Origin of the sequence: Paraburkholderia translucens (genome assembly GCF_020881035.1) — a bacterium.
Classification (GTDB): Bacteria; Pseudomonadota; Gammaproteobacteria; order Burkholderiales; family Burkholderiaceae; genus Paraburkholderia; species Paraburkholderia translucens.
In genome coordinates this window covers 1-19,087 of record NZ_JAJITC010000024.1, presented here as the reverse complement: position 1 = coordinate 19,087, position 19,087 = coordinate 1, and the positions used below count along the sequence as shown (strand labels likewise).

Genomic DNA, 19,087 nt, shown 5'->3' with positions numbered 1-19,087 from the left:
GCTACCTCAGCTTCGAGGCACCCCATCCTCCACCAGCACTGCGACCGGCATCGCGGCGAGCGCGTCGCGCAGCAACAGCACCCCGTGCTGGTCGACTTTCGGCGCAGCGGGGCTCAGCCAGTCGAACAGCGCGCGCGCCGACAGATCGGACGGCATCTCCACGGCAGTATCCGCCCATTGCTGCGGCTCGACGAAGGGCAGATCGGCGTGCTCGCGAAGCAGCCCTGCCGCCAGCCGGCTGGCAATCACCACCGCCCACGCATTGCCATGCCGCCGCGCAAACGCGATCACACTCGACGCCTGCGCGCCGCGCACCGTGAGCGGCAGATAGGTACCCTGACTCAGCAGCTCAGGCAGATGAGCGCGCAAGGCCAGCACACGCTGGATCACCGCGAGCTTCACGCGTCCGTCGCGCCAGTCCGCGAGAAATTCCGACGGCGGCGTTTGCGCTTGCGTCAGCCACGCCTCGCGTTTGGCGAAATCGACGGGCCGTCGATTGTCCGGATCGACGAGGCTGAAGTCCCATAGCTCGGTGCCCTGATAAAGATCAGGAATCCCCGGCGAGGCGAGCCGCAGCACCGTCTGCTGCAGACTGTTGAGCGCGCCCGCGCGGCCAATGCGCGCGACGAACGCCGATAACTCCTTCAGGAAGCCGTCGCGCCGCTGCGGCGCGAGGATGTCGAACAGGAACTCGCGGCAGCCGCTTTCATAGGCTTCGTCGGGCGCAAGCCAACTGGTTTGCAGCTTGGCTTCGCGCAGCGCCTTCAACTGCCATTGCGCGACGCGCTTGGCCAATTCCTTGACGCCGGCTTCGTCGTCGGCGCGCAGCTCCGGCGGCCAGCAACCCACCAGCGTTTGATACAGCATCGCCTCGGCGGCGGGGCCGGGCGCCCACGCGTCGCTTCTGTCCCGGCTCACGACGCTGATCGGCGTGCCGTCGAGCGCGCGGCGCTGCGGCGCATTCAACGTCGACCATGCACGCAACGTCGCGGCCCACTCGTCGGCGATCTCGCTGAGCACCGCGAGCCGCGCGCGCACGTCTTCACCGCGCTTGTGATCGTGCGTGGCGGTGGTGAGCATGGCATGCGGAAAACGTTGTGCGCGCTCTAAGTTCCCCGCGTGAAACTGCTCGACCGACAGCGCAAACTCGCCGGGGTCTGAGCCGACTTCGTTGCGCGACAGCAGACGTCCGTAGCGATAGCACGCGGTGTCTTCGATCGCCTTTGCGGCGAGCGGCGCGGTCAATTGCGAAAACAGCGTTTGCGCGCTGCGCCGCGAGGAACCCGTATGCGGCGGCGGGCCGCCGCTTTGCCCCTGCTGCTGCGATTGCGGGCCGCCACGTCCGGGCGGCGTCTCTTCGGCGCTGCCGCCAAGCCACGCGTTCACGCGCTCGAGCGCCACATGGTCTGAGCGCGGCAACGAAGCGTACGCGGCGGCGAGCGACTGCTCGAAATAGACGTTGTCGGTCGCGCAGCACAGACCGTTCTGCGGATACATGCGGTACACGGGGAAATGCACGGCCAGTTCGACCAGCACGCGGCGCAGTGTCGTGTACGTGAAGTCGCGCGTGTTCAGCGAATCGCGTGCGATCCGATGCAGCGCGCGCGCCGCGCGATCGAGTTCCGCGGAGAGGTTTTCCGCGAGAATCTTGCGACGCGCAGCGAGCGCTTCGTCGGCGAAACGTTCGCTGCGGCCCGTGAGTTCGGCCCACGTGCGGGCGAGCGGTTCGGCCCCGGCCGGATCGTGCAGCAGCGCGCCGACGTCGTTCATGAAGTCGTAGCCGGTCGTGCCGTCGACGGGCCAGTCGTCGCGCAACGGCTCGCCGCGGCCGAGAATCTTTTCGACCACCAGGTACGGCGCGGTGTCGCGCAACTCGCTGAGCCGTTGACGCACGCGCTGGCAGTACTCGCGCGGTTCGGCGAGCCCGTCGACGTGATCGATCCGCAAGCCGTCGACGAGCCCTTCGCGATAGAGGCGAAAGATCAGCGCATGCACCGCTTCGAACACCTCGGGCCGCTCGACGCGCACGCCGGCGAGCGCCGAGATGTCGAAGAAGCGTCGCCAGTTCACTTCGTCGGAGGCAGTGCGCCACCACGCGAGCCGGAAATGCTGCCGCTCGATCAGCCGATGCAGCCGGTCGCGTGTGACCGGATCTTCGGGCGCGTAAGTCTCCAGCACGAACTCGATCGCCGCATTGCCTTCACGCGCGACGAACTCGCGCAGCGCGTCGCGCGCCTCGGCGGCGCGCGGCTGATCGGCGGGCTGCGTGGTGAGTCCCTGAAAGCGATTGGCGAGCGTGCTCAGATCGGCGCGGTCGGCGCTTTGCAGGATCGCCGCGTAATCGACCGGGCAGACCGGAAATACGTGCGGACCGTAGCCGACATAAAAGCGCCCGCTGTCGGCCGCGAAATGCAGCCCGATGCGGCCTGCCGCCAGTTCGTCGCCGTACGGCGCGCCGAGCGCCGGCAGCAGCACCTTGCCGCGCAGCGCGGGATCGGGCGAATGCCAGTCGACGTCGAAGTGACGCGCATACGCGCTGTGGCGGCCCCATTCGAGAATGTCGAGCCACCACGCGTTGTTCGAACTGCCGACACCCATGTGATTCGCCACCACGTCGACGATGAGACCCATGTCGTGCGCGCGCAGCTTCTCGACGAGGCGCTTCAAACCCTCCTCGCCGCCGTATTCCGCGCTGACCTGGGTGTAGTCGACGGTGTCGTAGCCGTGCATCGAACCGGGCGCGGCAGTCGTGATCGGCGACGCGTACACATGGCTGATGCCGATCGCGGCGAAGTATTCGACGTAGCGCGCGGCGTCGTCGAACGTGAAGCCGCGATGGAACTGGAGGCGCAGCGTGGAGCGTGGGACGGTCATGGCGTGTCAGGCTCCGAAGAAGCGTTGGATGGAGGCGCTGCCGCGACATTCGCGGCAGCGCGGCGCGCGCGGTCGACGGCCAGCAGGCGGTCGGTGAACGTGGGGTCGTCGAACATCGCGTCGACGGGCAGCGTCATGCGGCGGCGCCAGTTCGGATGTTCGTCGATCGAGCCCGGCAGGTTCGGCTGCTCGGCGAGCGCAAGCAGATCTTCGAGCGGGAACATGACGAGCGAGCCAGGCGTCGCGGCGACGAACGCGAGCGCTTCGTCGACAGGCGCGTCGTCGTCGGCCGGCGCCGCGACGCCGGCCGCGGCCACGCCCGCTTGCTGGAATGCGCGCCACAAGTCAGCGCGCTCCCGCGCGCGCTCTTCGAGCGCCGCTTGCTCGGGATCGCGGCCGTCGGCGCGCGCCATCGTCTGGCCGATACGGTTGCGCCATCTGATGTCGCTGCCAAGCCACCAGCCCGCGACGGTCGGCAGATCATGCGTGGTCGTCGTGCCGACCGCGTAGCGGTCCCAATCGGCTGGCGCCTTGAAGCCGTGGCCGTCGGGCGAGCCTTCGAACCACAGCACGCGAATCCCTTCGATGCCGTGCTCGTCGAGCCGCTCGCGAAAACCGGCCGGCACGGTGCCGAGATCCTCGCCGATCACGATCGCGCGATGCCGCCACGATTCGAGCGCGATCAGCCGCAGCAGATCTTCGAGTGGATAGCGCAGATACGCGCCGTTGCGCGCGCTTTCACCCTCGGGCACGAGCCACAGACGCCGCAAGCCGAGCACGTGATCGATGCGGATGCCGCCGGCATGCGCGAACGCCGCGCGCAGCATGTCGATGAACGCGACGAATCCTTGCGTGCGCATTGCGCGCGGCGAGAACGTGGTGAGTCCCCACGATTGGCCGGCCTGGTTGAACAGGTCGGGCGGCGCGCCGACCGACACGCCCTGCAGCATGTCGTCGGGGTAGGACCAGGCGTGACTGCCGGCGCTGTCGCAACCGACCGCGAGATCGGCGATCAGGCCGATTGCCATGCCGGCTTCGCGCGCGGTGTGCTGCGCGTGCAACAAGCCGCGCGAGGCCAGCCATTGCAGAAACAGATGAAAGTCCACTTCATTGCGATGCGCGGCCGCGAACGCCTCGACTTCGGGGCTGCGAGGGTCGCGCAACGCGTCGGGCCAGTTGCGCCAATGACCGTCGCCGCCTTGCGCGAGTTGAGCGGCCTGTAGTGACTCGAAGCGCGCGTGATCTTCGAGCGCGCGCCCGGCCCGTTCACAGAAGCCATGAAATTCGAGCGCGCGCGGCGAGTGTTGCGGGCGCTCGTTCGCGTTGAACTGCTCGTACAACTTGCGCAACACCGCGAGCTTCAGCCGCGTCGCGTTGGGCCAATCGATCAGCGCCAGGTCCTCGTATTGAGACCGTGCGTTACCGGCTAGCGCCGATGCGCAAGCAGACGCGTCCGCGCCGAACACCGCCGCCGGATCGATATGCGTGACGTTGAGCCACAAGCGCGACGACGGCGCGTAGGGGCTAAAGCGCTCCGGCTGCGCGCTGAACATCGCGTGCGTGGGACTGACGGCGAGCGCGTGCGCGCCACGCTGCGCGCTGTGTCGGGCAAGCTGCGCGAGCGCCGTGTAATCGCCGATCCCGCCGTCGCCGGTGCGGCGCAAGCCGTAAAGCTGCGCGGCGATGCCCCACAGCGGCGGCACGGGCGGCGCGGCTTCTCGATCGCCTTCGCCGTCGTGCAGCGTGCGCCACGCGTCGGCGACGGTGTAGCAGCGCGGCGGGGCGACCGCGAGCGTCATGCGGTGGTCGTTGATCACGAGTGAGTGATAGCCCGCCTCGTCGATCGGCGCGAGCAACGCTTGCTCGCCCTTGGGCGCGGTGAAGCGGCCGTCGATGATCGCGCCGCTCTCCAGCTCGATCCGGTAATGGCTGCCCGACTTGACCGCGGCAGCAGGCAGCGCGATGCCGCGCCCAATCACCGCGGTCATGAGCGGCGGCAGCTTGCGGCCCGATAGTTCGGCCTCCAGATCAGTCGCGCTGTGGCGGATCTGCGTGGCGTTGCCGCACGGCAGACCCATGCGTTCGAGCAGCGTCGCGAGCGTGCTCTCGGGCACGTGCTGCGTGTTGTGGTGCGCGTCCCGCCATTCCACCTCGAAGCCTGCGCGGCTGGCGAGGGCGGCGAGCCTGTCGTTGGGGCGTCGGGTCGTCACGCGCGCTGCTCCTCTTGGGATGCGACGCGCGCATCGTGGCGGCTCGCGAATTCGTTGACATCGCCGCTCACCCACACAATGCACGCATGCGCCGGCAGCACCCGCGCGTCGGCCTGCTCGCGCGCGCGCGGCGGTGTTTCGAAAATGACCTTGCCGTCGGGGATGTCGTCGAACGCGACGTGCTGCTGCGACAGATTCAGCGCGATCGACAGCGTCTCGCCATCGCCGAGTTTCCAGCGCGCAATGAGCGCATTTGCGTCGCCGCCGCCGGTATCGCGCAGCACGGCCGCGCCGCGCGCCTTCGTATGTTGCAGGCGCGGCGTGATCAGCTTCGCGCGCACCGCGAGCGCAGACTTGTAGAAATGCAACCAGTCGAGCCGATCAGGCGTCGGCGTGGCGTCGGGCCCGGGTGGCGACGAAGCGGCGAAGGTCTTTTCGTCGTTGGGATCGGGAATCTGCGCGCGACGCTGTTCGTCGCTGAACGCGGCGAAGCGTGCGAATTCCCGGCGCCGACCTTCGCGCACGGCGTCGGCGAGGTCGCCGGTGTAATCGGTGAAAAACAGGAACGGCTGCGTCGAGCCGTGTTCCTCGTCCATGAACAGCAGCGGAATTTGCGGCGACAGCAACAGCAACGCGGTCGCGGCGCGTAGCGCGTCGTCCGTCGTCAGCGTGCGCAGACGCTCGCCGAAAGCGCGGTTGCCGATCTGATCGTGGTTCTGCAAGAACATCACGAACGACGTGGGCGGCCGATGCGCGCTCGCTTCGCCACGCGGTGCGCCATCGTGCAGCGGTGATGGCTCGCCCTGATATGCGAAGCCTTCGGACAGCACGCGCGCGAGCCGGCGAATCGGTTCGTTTGCATACGCGTGGTAATAGCCTTCGGTCTCGCCGGTCAGCAGCACGTGCAGCGTGTTGTGCGCGTCGTCGTTCCATTGCGCGTCGAAATGCGCCTCTAGCAGGCTCGCACTGTTGTGCTCGTTTTCCAGCACCAGATGCACATGGCGGCCTTGCTGCACGCGCGCGCGGATATGGTCCGACAGCTCGCGCAGCCACTCTGGATTGTCGATCGCGTGCACCGCATCGAAACGCAGACCGTCGAAACGATATTCGTTGATCCAGTAGACCGCATTGTCGGTGAAGAAGTCGCTGACTTCGCTGCGCTCGAAGTCGATCGCGGGGCCCCACGGCGTGTTCACCTCTGCGCGGAAAAACGGCTCCGCGTAAGCGTGCAGATAGTTGCCGTCCGGACCGAAGTGGTTGTAGACGACGTCGAGAAACACCATCAGGCCGAGACCGTGCGCAGTGTCGATCAGCGCTTTCAGTTCTTCGGGGCGGCCGTATGCGGAGTCGGGCGCATACGGCAGCACGCCGTCGTAACCCCAGTTGTGACGACCGGGAAAGTCGTTCAACGGCATCAGCTCGATCGCGGTGACGCCGAGCGCGGCGAGTTCGGGCAAGCGCTTGCGCACGCCCGCATAGCCGCCCATTGCGCCAACGTGCAATTCGTACAGCACCGTTTCTTCCCAGGGCCGGCCGTGCCAGTCGGTTCTTTCCCAGCGGTAAGCGCGCGGATCGATGACCTCGCTCGGACCGTGCACATCCTGCGGCTGGAAACGCGAGGCCGGATCGGGCACCAACAGTCCGTTGTCGAGCTGGAACCGATACAGCGTGCCCGCGCCACTCTCCACGGTGGTCTCGAACCAGCCGTTGCTGGTCGGCTCCATGACGTGCGCGCCTTGCGAGGGTCCATTTTCGATAACCACCTGCACGCTTTTGCACGACGGTGCCCAAAAACGGAACCGCGTTTGCGCTCGCGTGCCGCTCGCGCCGATCAACTGCGCGCTGAACGGCAGGCAATGCGCATGATGATGCGCGTGTGGATCAATCGGGCGTTCAGACATGTCTTCACCATTCGAATCTGCTACCCAGCCTGGATCGAAATGCGACGCGACGCAGCAGGCATTGCGTCGCAACATTCTTGCCACCCCGGTTGCATGGCGAGTTGACCTCGCTCAAACGGTTTTGCCGCGGCGCATCGCTCATTGCGAACCATCGCCGTTTGACTGCTGCGCGCCCGGATCGGGCGGCAGTGCGGTCAGGAGCCGCGGCCCGTGCTGTGCGCCAGCCTTCCAGCCCGCTTGCCAATCCGCTTCGCCGGTCGGCTGTGCGGCGAGTATCACGAGGCCGTGCGCGGCGACTTCGAACTCTGCGGTCGCGAGCCGCTGCGGCGCGCGTTCCGGGGTGGCCGTGTCCAACAGCACATGCCATTCCAGGTGCGGCGCGGGGGGCATGAACTGCAGCGGGTGCTCGTGGGCGTTGAGCATCAGTAACAATACTTCGGATTCGCCGTTCAGGCCCGGACCCGCGCGACGCAAAGTGAACGCGCGTCCCTCCGGGTCCTGCCACGCTTCGATTGTGAGCGGATCGCCGTGCTCGTCGAACCAGCCGACGTCGAACAGGCCAGGCAGTACTTCGCGGTCGCCAAACAGAAAACGCGTTTCGCGTAGCAACGGATGGCGCTTGCGCAACGCGATCACGCGCCCGACGAACTCGGTCATGCGCCGGCCTTCCTGCGAATCCGCGAGATCCCAGTCGAGCCACGATAGGTCGTTATCCTGACAATATGCATTGTTGTTGCCGCGCTGCGTGCGCAGGGCTTCGTCGCCGGCGAGCAGCATCGGTGTGCCGAGCGCGATCATCAGCGTCGCGATCAGCGAGCGCGACACGCGACGGCGCGTTGCGAGGATCGCGGGATCGTCAGTGGCGCCTTCGACGCCCCAATTGCGGCTGCAATTCTCGTTGTGGCCGTCGTTGTTGTCTTCCAGGTTGGCTTCGTTGTGCTTCTGCTCGTACGCGGTGACATCGGCCAATGTGAAGCCGTCGTGTGACGTGACGAAGTTGATCGATGCCCACGGCTTGCGATGCCGCCGGTTGAACACATCGGCCGAGCCGGTCAGGCGCGCGGCGAGATCGGGTCGCAGGCCCGCGTCGCCGCGCCAGAAGCGTCGCACGGTGTCGCGGAAACGATCGTTCCATTCGCTGAAGCCCGGCGGATGATTGCCGAGCTGATAGCCGCCGGGGCCGATGTCCCACGGCTCTGAGATCAGCTTGCGCTGCGAGAGCACCGGGTCCTGACGCAACGCGTCGAAGAAACCCGAACCCGGGTCGAAGCCGTGGCTTTCGCGCCCGAGCGTCACGCCGAGATCGAAACGGAAACCGTCGATGTTGAACGCGCTCGACCAGTAGCGCAGTGAATCCATCACCATCTGCAGCACGCGCGGATGCGGCAGATTGACCGTGTTGCCACAACCGGTGTCGTTGATGAAGTGACGCTCGTCGCCGGGAATCAGCCGGTAGTAGCTGGCGTTGTCGAGGCCGCGCCACGAAATGGTCGGGCCCATCTCGTTGCTTTCGCAGGTGTGGTTGTAGACCACGTCGAGAATGACCTCAATGCCCGCCGCGTGCAACTGCCGCACGGCAATGCGCATTTCGTCGAGCCTGTGCGTACTCAGATAGGTCGGCTCCGGCGCGAAGAACGCGGCGGTGTTGTAGCCCCAGTAATTGCGCAGACCGCGCCCCACCAGGAAGCGGTCGTTCAGAAACGCGTGCACGGGCAGCAACTCGACCGCGGTCACACCGAGCTTCAGCAGATGCTCGATGAACTCGGGCGTCCCGAGCGCCGCGAACGTGCCGCGTTCATGCTGGCGCAGATCGGCGCGCAGCATCGACGCGCCGCGCAAGTGCGTTTCGTAGATCACGGTCTCGCCCCACGGCACGTCGAGGCGCTTGTCGTGCGACGAGTCGAACGCCTCGTCGATCACGACGCACTTGGGCATCGCGGGCGCGGAATCGCGCCGGTCGATGGAAAGGTCCGCACGATTCGAATGCACGCGATAGCCGAACAGCGCATCGGACCAGCGAAACTGCCCGACGAGCTTGCGCGCATACGGATCGAGCAGCAGTTTGTGAGGATTGAAGCGATGCCCGAAATGCGGTTGATACGGCCCATGCGCGCGAAAGCCGTACGCAGTGCCCGGATGCGCGTTCGGCAGATAGCCGTGCCAGACCTCGTCGGTGCATTCGGGCATGGCGAAGCGGCGAATTTCCTTGCGGCCGGTGGAATCGAACAGGCATAGCTCGATTTTCTGTGCGTTCGCCGAGAACACCGCAAAGTTGACGCCCAGCCCATCCCAGCTCGCACCGAGCGGATATGGCGAGCCGGGCAGCAACCGGTCGGGCAGCGCATGCGACATGTTTTCCGTTGTCCCGTTCTGATTGTCGAGCTAGAGCCTCGGTCTGCCTGGGTCTTCATGCAACGGGCGCGCGGCGCGTGCCTCTCGCCGCGCGCCCGGTCTGCGGCACGTTTCCTTAGTCCGCGCGCAATACGATCGTTGCCAGCGGGGGCAAGGTCAGCGCAGCGGAATGCGGCCTGCCGTGGCTTGATACCTCGTCCGTGTGAATCAGCCCGCCATTACCCATGTTCGAGCCGCCGTACACCCCTGCATCGGTATTCAGCACTTCCGCCCAGCGTCCGCCGCGCGGCAGGCCGAGCCGATAACCGAGCCGCGGAACCGGCGTCATGTTGCTGATCACGACGAACTCCTGGCCCGCGCCGTCGGTGCGCCGATAGGCGAACACGCTGTTGTGGCTGTCGTCGCCGATCAACCATTCGAAGCCGCCCGGTTCGCTGTCGAGCAGATGCAGCGCAGGCTCGTTGCGATACAGGTGGTTCAGGTCGCGCACCAGCAACTGCACGCCGTGGTGGTTCGGATCATCGAGCAGATGCCAATGCGGCGAGCCGTCGTGGTCGAATTCCGCCATCTGCCCGAATTCGCCGCCCATGAACAGCAGCTTCTTGCCCGGGTGTGTCCACATGAAACCGAAGTACGCGCGCAGATTCGCGAACCGCTGCCAGCGGTCGCCGGGCATCTTGCCGAGCAGCGAGCCCTTGCCGTGCACCACCTCGTCGTGCGAAAGCGGCAGTACGAAGCGCTCGGAATACGCGTACACCATGCCGAACGTCATGTTGTGGTGGTGATATTGGCGATACACCGGGTCCTCGTGCATGTAATGCAGCGTGTCGTGCATCCACCCCATGTTCCACTTGAAGTCGAAGCCGAGGCCGCCATCCGCGACGCGCGCGGTGACGCCCGGCCATGCGGTCGATTCCTCGGCGACCGTGATCGCGCCGGGTGCGCCCGGCACATAGCGGACCTCGTGGTTCAGGCGCTTCAGGAAGGCGATCGCTTCGAGATTCTCGCGCCCGCCGTAGATGTTCGGCACCCACTCGCCGGCCGCGCGCGAGTAGTCGCGATACAGCATCGAAGCGACCGCGTCGACGCGCAATCCGTCGACGTGATAGCGCTTCAGCCACGCGAGCCCCGACGCGATCAGGAACGCGCTGACCTCGTGGCGGCCGAGGTTGTAGATCATCGTGTTCCAGTCCTGGTGATAGCCTTCGCGCGGATCGGCGTGCTCATAGAGCGGCGTGCCGTCGAAATCGATCAGGCCGTGCGCGTCGTTCGGAAAATGCGCGGGCACCCAGTCGAGAATCACGCCGAGCCCCGCCGCGTGCGCGCGATCGACGAACCGCGCGAACTGCTCGGGCTTGCCGAACCGCGCGGACGGAGCGAACTGCCCAAGTGGCTGATAGCCCCAGGAGCCGCCGAACGGATGCTCGGCGATCGGCAGAAATTCGATGTGCGTGAAGCCCATGCTCTTCGCGTACGGAATCAGCCGCTCGGCGAGTTCCTCCCAGTCGAGACCCCGCTGACCTTCCTCCGCGATGCGCAGCCACGACTCCGCGTGCACTTCGTAGATCGCGATCGGCGTGCGCGCGGTCTGCTTGCCGGCGCGCGTCTGGAGCCACTCGTGATCGCTCCACGGAAACTGCTCGATCTCGTCCACGTGCGCGACGATCGATGCGGTGCCCGGCGGCTTTTCCGACTGCATCGCGCACGGGTCGGCCTTCAGCGGCAGCGGATGGCCGTCGCGCGACAGCAGCTCGTACTTGTAGCGCGCGCCCGCGCCGACGCGCGGCACGAACAGCTCCCAAACGCCTGCCTGATGACGCAGCCGCATCGGATGACGGCGGCCGTCCCACGCATTGAAGTCGCCGACCACCGACACGCGCCGCGCATTCGGCGCCCACACGGCAAAGCGCACGCCCGGCACACCGTCGATGTCGACCGGCCGCGCGCCGAGACATTCGAGCACCGCGTACGGATCGCCTCGCGCGAGCCGTTCGAGCGGTTCGTCGCCGAGCACAGGACCATAGGAATAGGTGTCCTCGACTTCCTGAACGACGCCATGCCAGTCGATTCGCAAACGGTACGGCATCGCCGACGCGATGCGACCCGCGAAGAGGCCGGGACGCAACTGTTCGAGTTCGCCGAGCGTCGCGCCATCGGCGCGCGAAATCACGCTGACGTGCGCGGCGTTCGGCAGCAGCGCGCGCACGATCGGCCCGGCACCGGTCTGATGCAGCCCGAGCTGCGAAAACGGATCGGGGTGACGTGCTTCGACGAGCGCGTCGATATCGACGGGTTGAAGGCCTGCGGCCGGATCATGCTCACTCATAGTCGCCCTCCGCCGGGTTAGGCGGCGTGGCGGCGCCAGGCGCCTGGGTTGATGGATCGCCGTGCGGCGGCGCGCCGGTGTCGCCTAGCAGACGGCTCGTGAGCGCCGCGAGGCCGCGCACCGGCAAGCTCAGCCACGTCGGCCGGTTGGCCGCTTCGTAGCGAATTTCGTAAGCGGCCTTCTCGATCAGGAACAGATCGAGCAGCGCCTGCTCGGATTCCGCAGCGACGAGCGGCGTCGGCGACTGCGCGGCGGCCGCGCGGTATTCGGCCAGGAATACGCTGGTGGCGTGCGCGCGGAAGCGCTCGAACAGCGCACGCTTGCGACCGGCGGTTTGTTGCGGCGCGCTTTCGGTGGTCGACTGCGCGGCAGCGCTTGCATAGGACAGCGAACGCATCAGACCGGCCACGTCGCGCAATGGGCTCGATTTCTGGCGACGCTCTTCGAGCGAACGCGCAGGCTCGCCTTCGAAGTCGATCAGATAGGCGTCGCCATGAGCAACCAGCACCTGGCCGAGATGGAAGTCGCCGTGGATGCGGATGCGCAATGCGCCTGCGTCGTCCGGCACCAGCTTGTCGACCGCCTCGACGAGCGCGGCGCGGCGATCGATCAGACTCTGCGCGAGACCTTTCGTCTCCGGGTCGCTCATGTCCGCGATGCGCGGCGCGAGCAGATCGAGCGCGCTGGCGAGCATCGTCTGCGTCGCGGCTATCCACGCCTTCACCTGCTCCGGGGTGGCCGGTTCCGGCGCGAACGCGGGATCGTCGCTCGGCGTGGCGAGCGCGACATGCAATTCGCCGAGCCGTTTGCCGATGATGCCCGCGAGCTCGCCATAGCCGTCCAGCAGGATCGATTCGTTCGTGCGGTCGGGGACCGTCTGCGTTTCGGTGGTGTCGACCGCGATCGCGAGTTCGTCGACCGAGCGGCGCAGATGATCGAGCGACCAGTTCCATGCATCGCCCTGATTGTCGATAAAGCCTTGCAGGATCGCGAGCGTATGCGGCACGCCCGCGGGGTCGACGCGCACCACTTCGCCATACAGCGGCGCGGTGTTCGCATAGCCGAGCTGGGTCAGGTAACGGCTGATTTCCGCTTCCGGATGAATGCCGCTGACGAGCCGCCGCACGAGCTTCAGCACCGCGGCATCGGCGATGATCAGCGAACTGTTGCTCTGCTCGGCCGCGAGCCAGCGGATCTCGGGCCGCTCGCCGAGACTGTCGAGTTCGGCGAAGCGCTCGGTCGGCAGGAACCTGATCTCGCTCTTCTGCACGGTCGGCACGACCGCTCGCTCGCGCAGCTTGCGCAGCACGTTGTGCGCGAAGATCGGCAGCGCGAACGCGTCGGTCAGATGGCCGACGTTGCGGCCGCGCCGCACGCGCGCTAACGCGAGTTGCATGAACAGCGGCGTGGTGGTTTCTCCGCCCCACGTGATCGCGATAGGCACTACATAGCGCTCGGTGTGGTCGCCGACGTCCGCCTCGATTTCAGTGAACGCGAAGCCGCCGTTCGGAATCGTGGTCAGCGCGGCGAGCCGCACCGCATGCATCTTCTGATCCTTCGACGCGAACCAGCGGCGCCGGCTCAGCCACGACGGCAGCACCTCGGATTCGAGCAGCCGCACGTTCTCCGGTGTCGGCCCGGTCTGCCCTTCGCGGATCACGATCGTGACGAACTCCGGCAGCGGCACCGAATGCGCCTGCGCCCACGTCGGACGCTCGCCGTTTTTGCACAGCATGAACCATAGGAAGCCGTACGGCGGAAACGTCAGCAGATAGGTTAGCTGGCCGATCGCGGGGAACACCGAGTCGGCGGTCATCTCGATCGGCACGAAGCCGTTGAATTCGGACAGGTCGAGTTCGACCGCCTGCGGCGCGCGCGACAGGTTCGCGACACACAGGATCGGCGCGTCCTCGGGTGCTTCGCGCAGATACGCGAGAATCTTGCGGTTTTCCGGCTTCAGAAAACGGATCGTGCCGCGTCCGAAGGTTTGCTTCGAGCGCCGCGTCGCCAGCATGCGGCGTGTCCAGTTCAGCAGCGAATGCGGGTCGCGGCTCTGCGCCTCGACATTGACCGCGTCGAAGCCGTACAGCGAACCCATCACCGGCGGCAGCACCAATTGCTCGGGGTCGGCGCGCGAGAAACCGCCATTGCGATCCGACGACCACTGCATCGGCGTGCGCACACCGTCGCGGTCGCCGAGGTGGATGTTGTCGCCCATGCCGAGTTCGTCGCCGTAGTAGATGACCGGCGTGCCGGGCATCGACAGCAGCAGCGATTTGATCAGCTCGATGCGGCGGCGGTCGCGCTCCATCAGCGGGGCGAGGCGGCGGCGAATGCCGAGGTTCAGACGCGCGCGGCGATCGCTCGCATAGGTGTTCCACAGGTAGTCGCGCTCGGAATCGGTGACCATTTCGAGCGTCAGCTCGTCGTGATTGCGCAGGAAGATCGCCCACTGATTCGATTCGGCGAGATCCGGCGTCTGCTTCATGATGTCGGTGATCGGAAAGCGGTCCTCGCTCGCGATCGACATATAGATGCGCGGCATCAGGGGGAAGTGAAACGCCATATGGCATTCGTCTTCGTTGCCGAAGTACTCCTTCACGTCCTCGGGCCACTGGTTTGCCTCGGCGAGCAGCATCCGGTTCGGGTACTCGGCGTCGATGGTCGCGCGAATCTTCTTCAGGATCGCGTGCGTCTCCGGCAGGTTCTCGTTGTTGGTGCCTTCACGTTCGACGAGGTACGGCACCGCATCGAGCCGCAGCCCGTCGATGCCCATGTCGAGCCAGAAGCGCATCACCTGCAATACCTCTTTCATGACCGCCGGATGGTCGAAGTTCAGATCCGGCTGGTGCGAGTAGAAGCGGTGCCAGTAGTACGCGCCCGCGACCGGATCGTGTGTCCAGTTCGACGGCTCCGAGTCGATGAAGATGATGCGTGTGTCCAGGTACTTCTGATCGGTGTCGGACCACACGTAGTAGTTGCGATATTTCGAGCCGGGCTTCGCGCGCCGCGCGCGCTGGAACCACGGGTGCTGATCCGACGTGTGGTTGATCACCAGCTCCGTAATCACGCGGATGCCGCGCGCGTGCGCTTCCTGGATGAAGCGCCGTACGTCGGCGAGCTGGCCGTAGTCGGGATGCACGTTGCGATAATCGGCGATGTCGTAGCCGTCGTCGCGGCGTGGCGACGGGTAGAACGGCAGCAGCCAGATCGCGTTGACGCCGAGCTCGGCGATGTAGTCGAGCTTCGCTATCAGGCCGGGGAAATCGCCGACGCCGTCGTTGTTCCCATCGAAGAACGACTTGACGTGCACCTGGTAGATGATCGCGTCCTTGTACCACAGCGGATCGTCGCTGAGCGCCGCGGGCTTGCGGCGCCGGCGCGTGCGTACCTTCGCCGCGGTGCCGGCGGCTACGGCCGTTTGGGCCTCGTGCACGGTTTGGGCTGGGTCGTCACGCTTCATGTTCCACCTTCCATCCAGGTTGGGTTGTCAGCGTCTGCGTGAAGAGCGCTGTCGGGTTCGTGATCGGTCTCCTCCGGGCGTTCGGCGGGCAGGCCGCCTAGCGGCGCGATGCCCCAGATCGAGAACGGTTGGCCCAGGCCGAGTCGCACGTGTTGCCAGCGCCCGTGCCATTCGAAACGCGCGCCGGTCATCTGGTCGATGACTTCGAGCGCGGCGTGATCGTGCAGATGCCAGCGCTGGAACGTGTCCCACGACAACTCGATGTCCGCGCCCTGTTCGTTGAACGGATCGAGATTGATCGCGACGACGATCACATTGTCGCGCGTTTCGGTCGCCTTCTCGAACAGCAGGATGTAGTCGTTGTGCGCGGCGAGAAACGTGAGACCGAGATGCGTATGCAGCGCCGGATTCGCGCGGCGAATGCGGTTCAACGCAGTGATCTCGCCGACGATATTGCCGGGCCGGTGCCAGTCCCATGCACGCAGCTGATATTTTTCCGAGTCCAGATATTCTTCGCTGTTGGGCAGCGCGGCGGCCTCGCACAGTTCGAAGCCGCTATAGGCGCCCCACAGGCCCGCCAGCGTCGCCGCGAGCGCCGCGCGAATCAGGAAGCCCGTGCGTCCCTGCGATTGCAGATGGCGCGGGTTGATGTCCGGTGTATTGACGAAGAAGTTCGGCCGGTAGAAATCGCGCGCGCCAGTCTGCGTGAGTTCGGTGAGGTACTCGATGAAATCGTGCTTCGACTCGCGCCACGTGAAGTACGTGTACGACTGCGAGAAGCCGATCTTGCCGAGCCGGTTCATCATGCGCGGCCGCGTGAAGGCTTCCGCGAGGAAGATGACGTCGGGATGGCGCGCGCGCACGTCGGCGATCATCCATTCCCAGAACGGCAGCGGCTTGGTGTGCGGATTGTCGACACGAAAGATGCGTACGCCAGCGTCGATCCAGAACAGGATCACGTCGCGCAACGCGAGCCACAGGTCGGGCTTCGCGTCGTGCGCGTAGAAGTCGGGATTGACGATGTCCTGATACTTCTTCGGCGGATTCTCCGCATAGCGCAGCGTGCCGTCGGGGCGCCACGCGAACCACGTCGGATGCTCCTTCAGCCACGGGTGATCGGGCGAGCACTGGATCGCGAAGTCGAGCGCGATTTCGAGGCCGTGCGCATGCGCGGCAGCGAGCATCGCCTTGAAGTCGTCGAGCGTGCCGAGCTGCGGATGCACGGCCGTGTGGCCGCCCTCGGCCGCGCCGATCGCATACGGACTGCCGACGTCGCCGGGCTGCGCGGTCAACGTGTTGTTGCGGCCCTTGCGGTTCGCGAGACCGATGGGGTGAATCGGCGGGAAGTACAGCACGTCGAAGCCCATGTCGCGAATGCGCGGCAACTTCGCGGTGACGTCGGCGAACGTGCCGTGGCGCGATTCGTCGTCGCTCATCGAGCGCGGGAAGATCTCGTACCAGCTCGCGAAACAGGCGGCCGTACGCTCCGAGTCGATCTTATAGATGATCGGATCGCGGCTCAGGAACGGGCGATGGCGTGCGGCCGTCATCGCTTGCGCGGTGGCGGGCGCGAGAATCAGCGCGAGCTTCTGTTCAGCGTCGGCTTTCTGGAAGTTGCGCACGATCTGTTCGAGTGGTTCCTTGTCGGCGCCCTCGGCCGTCTCGACTTCGGCGAGCACGAGTGCGAACAGATGCGCGGCTTCCTCGAGTTCGATCTCGACCGTTTGCCCAGCCTTCAGCTTCTTCTGGATGTGCTCGACGAGCGACGCGAAGTCGTCGCGCCAAGCGATCACGGTGAACTCATAGCGGCCGATCCTCTCGAGCGGAATGCGCGTGCTCCACAAATCGAGCCCGGCCGGCGGCGCGGGTGACATCAACACTTCGTGCCACGCGGTTTCGTCGGCAGCGCGCCACAGCACGGCGGCCGCGATCTTGTCGTGACCTTCGGCGAATATCGCCGCACGGATTTCAGCGCGCTCGCCGACGCTGCGCTTGGCCGCGAAGCGGCCGTTCTCGACCGACGGCGACACGCTCTCGATCGCGACGCGCGGCGCTTCGATGGCTTCGAGCACGGTCTTGTGGCCGCTGCGCTTGCTGTTCGTCTTGTCGATCGGCGGCGCGAGGTAGATCGGCTTTTCGGCGAACGCGCGCAGCAGCCGCACTGCGCCGGGCGCGAGCGCGAATGGCGCGAGCGCCACGGGTTCGGTCCGGCCCCGCGCGTCGAGCGGCGCGAAGCGGGTAAAGCTGCCCGGCACGCCCGCAAGGAAGCGCGCGGGATCGACGCGCACCGGCGCGCCGAGTTCGGGGTTCACGACGATCAGGACTGCTTCGGTTGCGTCGCGCAGATCGGCCGCGTCGGCGCGCAGCAGAACCGCGGCTGGCGCGCCGGGCCCGCTCAATGGGCGCAATTCACCGTTGGCGTGCAGCGTCGGCGTATTCCGCGCGATGTCGTTGGCCTGGGTGACGGCGGCGCTCAGATCGAAGCGGCGTGACTGCGCGGCGCGCGCGAACTGCGCGGCGTCGCCGCGCGTTTGCGACATCGGCTCGGTCATGCCGTATTCGAAGCCCATCGGCATCATCCAGCCGCTGCCCAGTGCAACCGACGTGAACAGCGCGCGTCGATACGCACGCTCGACGATCGCCGCATCATGCACCTGACTCAGCTCGGCGGCGAGCCGCGTGTCATACGGCGCTTCGGGAAACGCGATCGGACCGCCGATGCGCGTGAGCGTCGCGTATTCCTCGGCCATCCAGCTCGAACGGAAATCCCACCAGCGGACCGACGAAAATGCGCTGTCGAAGCCGGCTGTTTCGAGACCGGGCAGATCGCCGCGCGAAAGGCCCGGCGTCGCCGCGAGAAAGCGCACTTGCGGATGCCGCGCGCGCACTTCGTCGCCGAGATGCCGCCATACGGTGGCCGGTACGCGATGCGGCGAATCGAAGCGGAAGCCGCCGACACCTGCCTCGGCGAGCGAGAGCAGTTGCTGGGTCCACCATACGGTCAGCGCGCCGCTTGTCGCGGGGTCGTCGAAATTCGCGTAGACGACATTGTCTTCGCGATGCACATGGCGCGGATCGAGCCGCGCGAGCTCGGACTCGCGCGCATGGAACCAGTCCGAATGTTCGGCGTACAGCACGCCGTCGGCGGCCATGCGGTCCATCACGATATCCACCAGCAGCGTGAGGCGGTTGCGGCGCGCGGCTTCGGCGAGCATGCGCACGCCGTCGCGGGTTGATTGCTGTGCATCGAACACCGGATGCAGCCGCGCGTGATTGCCGACCACCTGGGCGTGGCCGGCCTGACCTGGCTCGAACAGCCCGCCGATCAACGCATGATCGAAGCCGAGGGCGGCCGCGTGTGCGAACTGCGCGGGCCAGGCATCGAGGGGCCCGACGAGAAGAGAATGAAGAAAGTAAATCCGCGGCGCGTACCCGTTTGGAGGTTCCATCGGTCGTTTCCAGAGTTGTCCTGCTGCGGTGTGGATGCAGTTGGCATGCGATCACAGCGCTCATCGGGCTTCCCGTGCCGGATACCACGCGATGCGTCAGCGGGGGCGCGTATTGGTCAATGTAGTGCAAAGATCGTCGCCCCGCTGCCCCGTCGCGGGTGCTTTGACGGCAGACGGCGGTCGAGCGGGGCGGGTGATCGCTCCTCGCGCAAACCAGCAAACGCTGTGCCAACGTGTTGGCCCGCGAGGTTGCGCGCCGGCGGAGCAAGGGCGAGGGTACAGCGAGACGGCGGACGCCGAAGGTGGGCGAGCGCACGCAATACGCGCGAGAAAGCTTGCACTGTGACGCACGCTGCGGACGGCCCGGCATGTAAAACGGGCCGGTATGGGCAAGCCCATCGCTTAATCTGTTGATAAGCGTGTTTTGATTCTGCAAAATAGCCCCTGTTAGTCAATGACTTACAGGGGCTTCTTCATGTCGGGTCTTCCTGACGCACCTGAAATGTCGGGTG

General features: G+C 66.2%; 7 protein-coding genes. All 7 read right to left on the bottom strand.

The features are described 5' to 3' along the window. Window positions 1-6: 6 nt before the first annotated feature. Window positions 7-2,874: a malto-oligosyltrehalose synthase gene (gene treY / locus LJ655_RS28130; RefSeq protein ID WP_230564435.1), complete on the bottom strand. Its 2,868-nt coding sequence runs from the start codon at window positions 2,872-2,874 to the stop codon at window positions 7-9. Continuing rightward, window positions 2,871-5,084, bottom strand: a complete 2,214-nt coding sequence (gene malQ, locus LJ655_RS28125) for a 4-alpha-glucanotransferase (protein WP_230564434.1) — start codon at window positions 5,082-5,084, stop codon at window positions 2,871-2,873. The genes treY and malQ overlap by 4 nt, the downstream gene beginning before the upstream one ends. After that, complete coding sequence (gene treZ / locus LJ655_RS28120; RefSeq protein ID WP_230564433.1) at window positions 5,081-6,985, bottom strand: malto-oligosyltrehalose trehalohydrolase; 1,905 nt, start codon at window positions 6,983-6,985, stop codon at window positions 5,081-5,083. Before treZ ends, malQ begins: the two co-directional genes overlap by 4 nt. A gap of 138 nt (window positions 6,986-7,123) precedes the next feature. Beyond that, a complete protein-coding gene (glgX, locus tag LJ655_RS28115) occupies window positions 7,124-9,337 on the bottom strand; it encodes a glycogen debranching protein GlgX (protein WP_230564432.1) in 2,214 nt (737 codons plus the stop codon). Window positions 9,338-9,452: 115 nt separating this feature from the next. Beyond that, window positions 9,453-11,663: a 1,4-alpha-glucan branching protein GlgB gene (glgB, locus tag LJ655_RS28110; RefSeq protein ID WP_230564431.1), complete on the bottom strand. Its 2,211-nt coding sequence runs from the start codon at window positions 11,661-11,663 to the stop codon at window positions 9,453-9,455. After that, window positions 11,656-15,126 (bottom strand): maltose alpha-D-glucosyltransferase, encoded by a 3,471-nt coding sequence (gene treS, locus LJ655_RS28105; protein WP_230564430.1) that lies wholly within the window; start codon window positions 15,124-15,126, stop codon window positions 11,656-11,658. The genes glgB and treS overlap by 8 nt, the downstream gene beginning before the upstream one ends. Beyond that, entirely contained in the window at window positions 15,123-18,575 is a 3,453-nt protein-coding gene (locus LJ655_RS28100; protein ID WP_230564429.1) for an alpha-1,4-glucan--maltose-1-phosphate maltosyltransferase, read from the bottom strand. The genes treS and LJ655_RS28100 overlap by 4 nt, the downstream gene beginning before the upstream one ends. Window positions 18,576-19,087: the final 512 nt, after the last annotated feature.

Coding starts and splice junctions, on each gene's coding strand:
- LJ655_RS28100 (WP_230564429.1), bottom strand. CDS start 18,575: ATGGAACCTCCAAACGGGTACGCGCCGCGGATTTACTTTCTTCATTCT.
- treY (WP_230564435.1), bottom strand. CDS start 2,874: ATGACCGTCCCACGCTCCACGCTGCGCCTCCAGTTCCATCGCGGCTTC.
- glgX (WP_230564432.1), bottom strand. CDS start 9,337: ATGTCGCATGCGCTGCCCGACCGGTTGCTGCCCGGCTCGCCATATCCG.
- glgB (WP_230564431.1), bottom strand. CDS start 11,663: ATGAGTGAGCATGATCCGGCCGCAGGCCTTCAACCCGTCGATATCGAC.
- treS (WP_230564430.1), bottom strand. CDS start 15,126: ATGAAGCGTGACGACCCAGCCCAAACCGTGCACGAGGCCCAAACGGCC.
- treZ (WP_230564433.1), bottom strand. CDS start 6,985: ATGTCTGAACGCCCGATTGATCCACACGCGCATCATCATGCGCATTGC.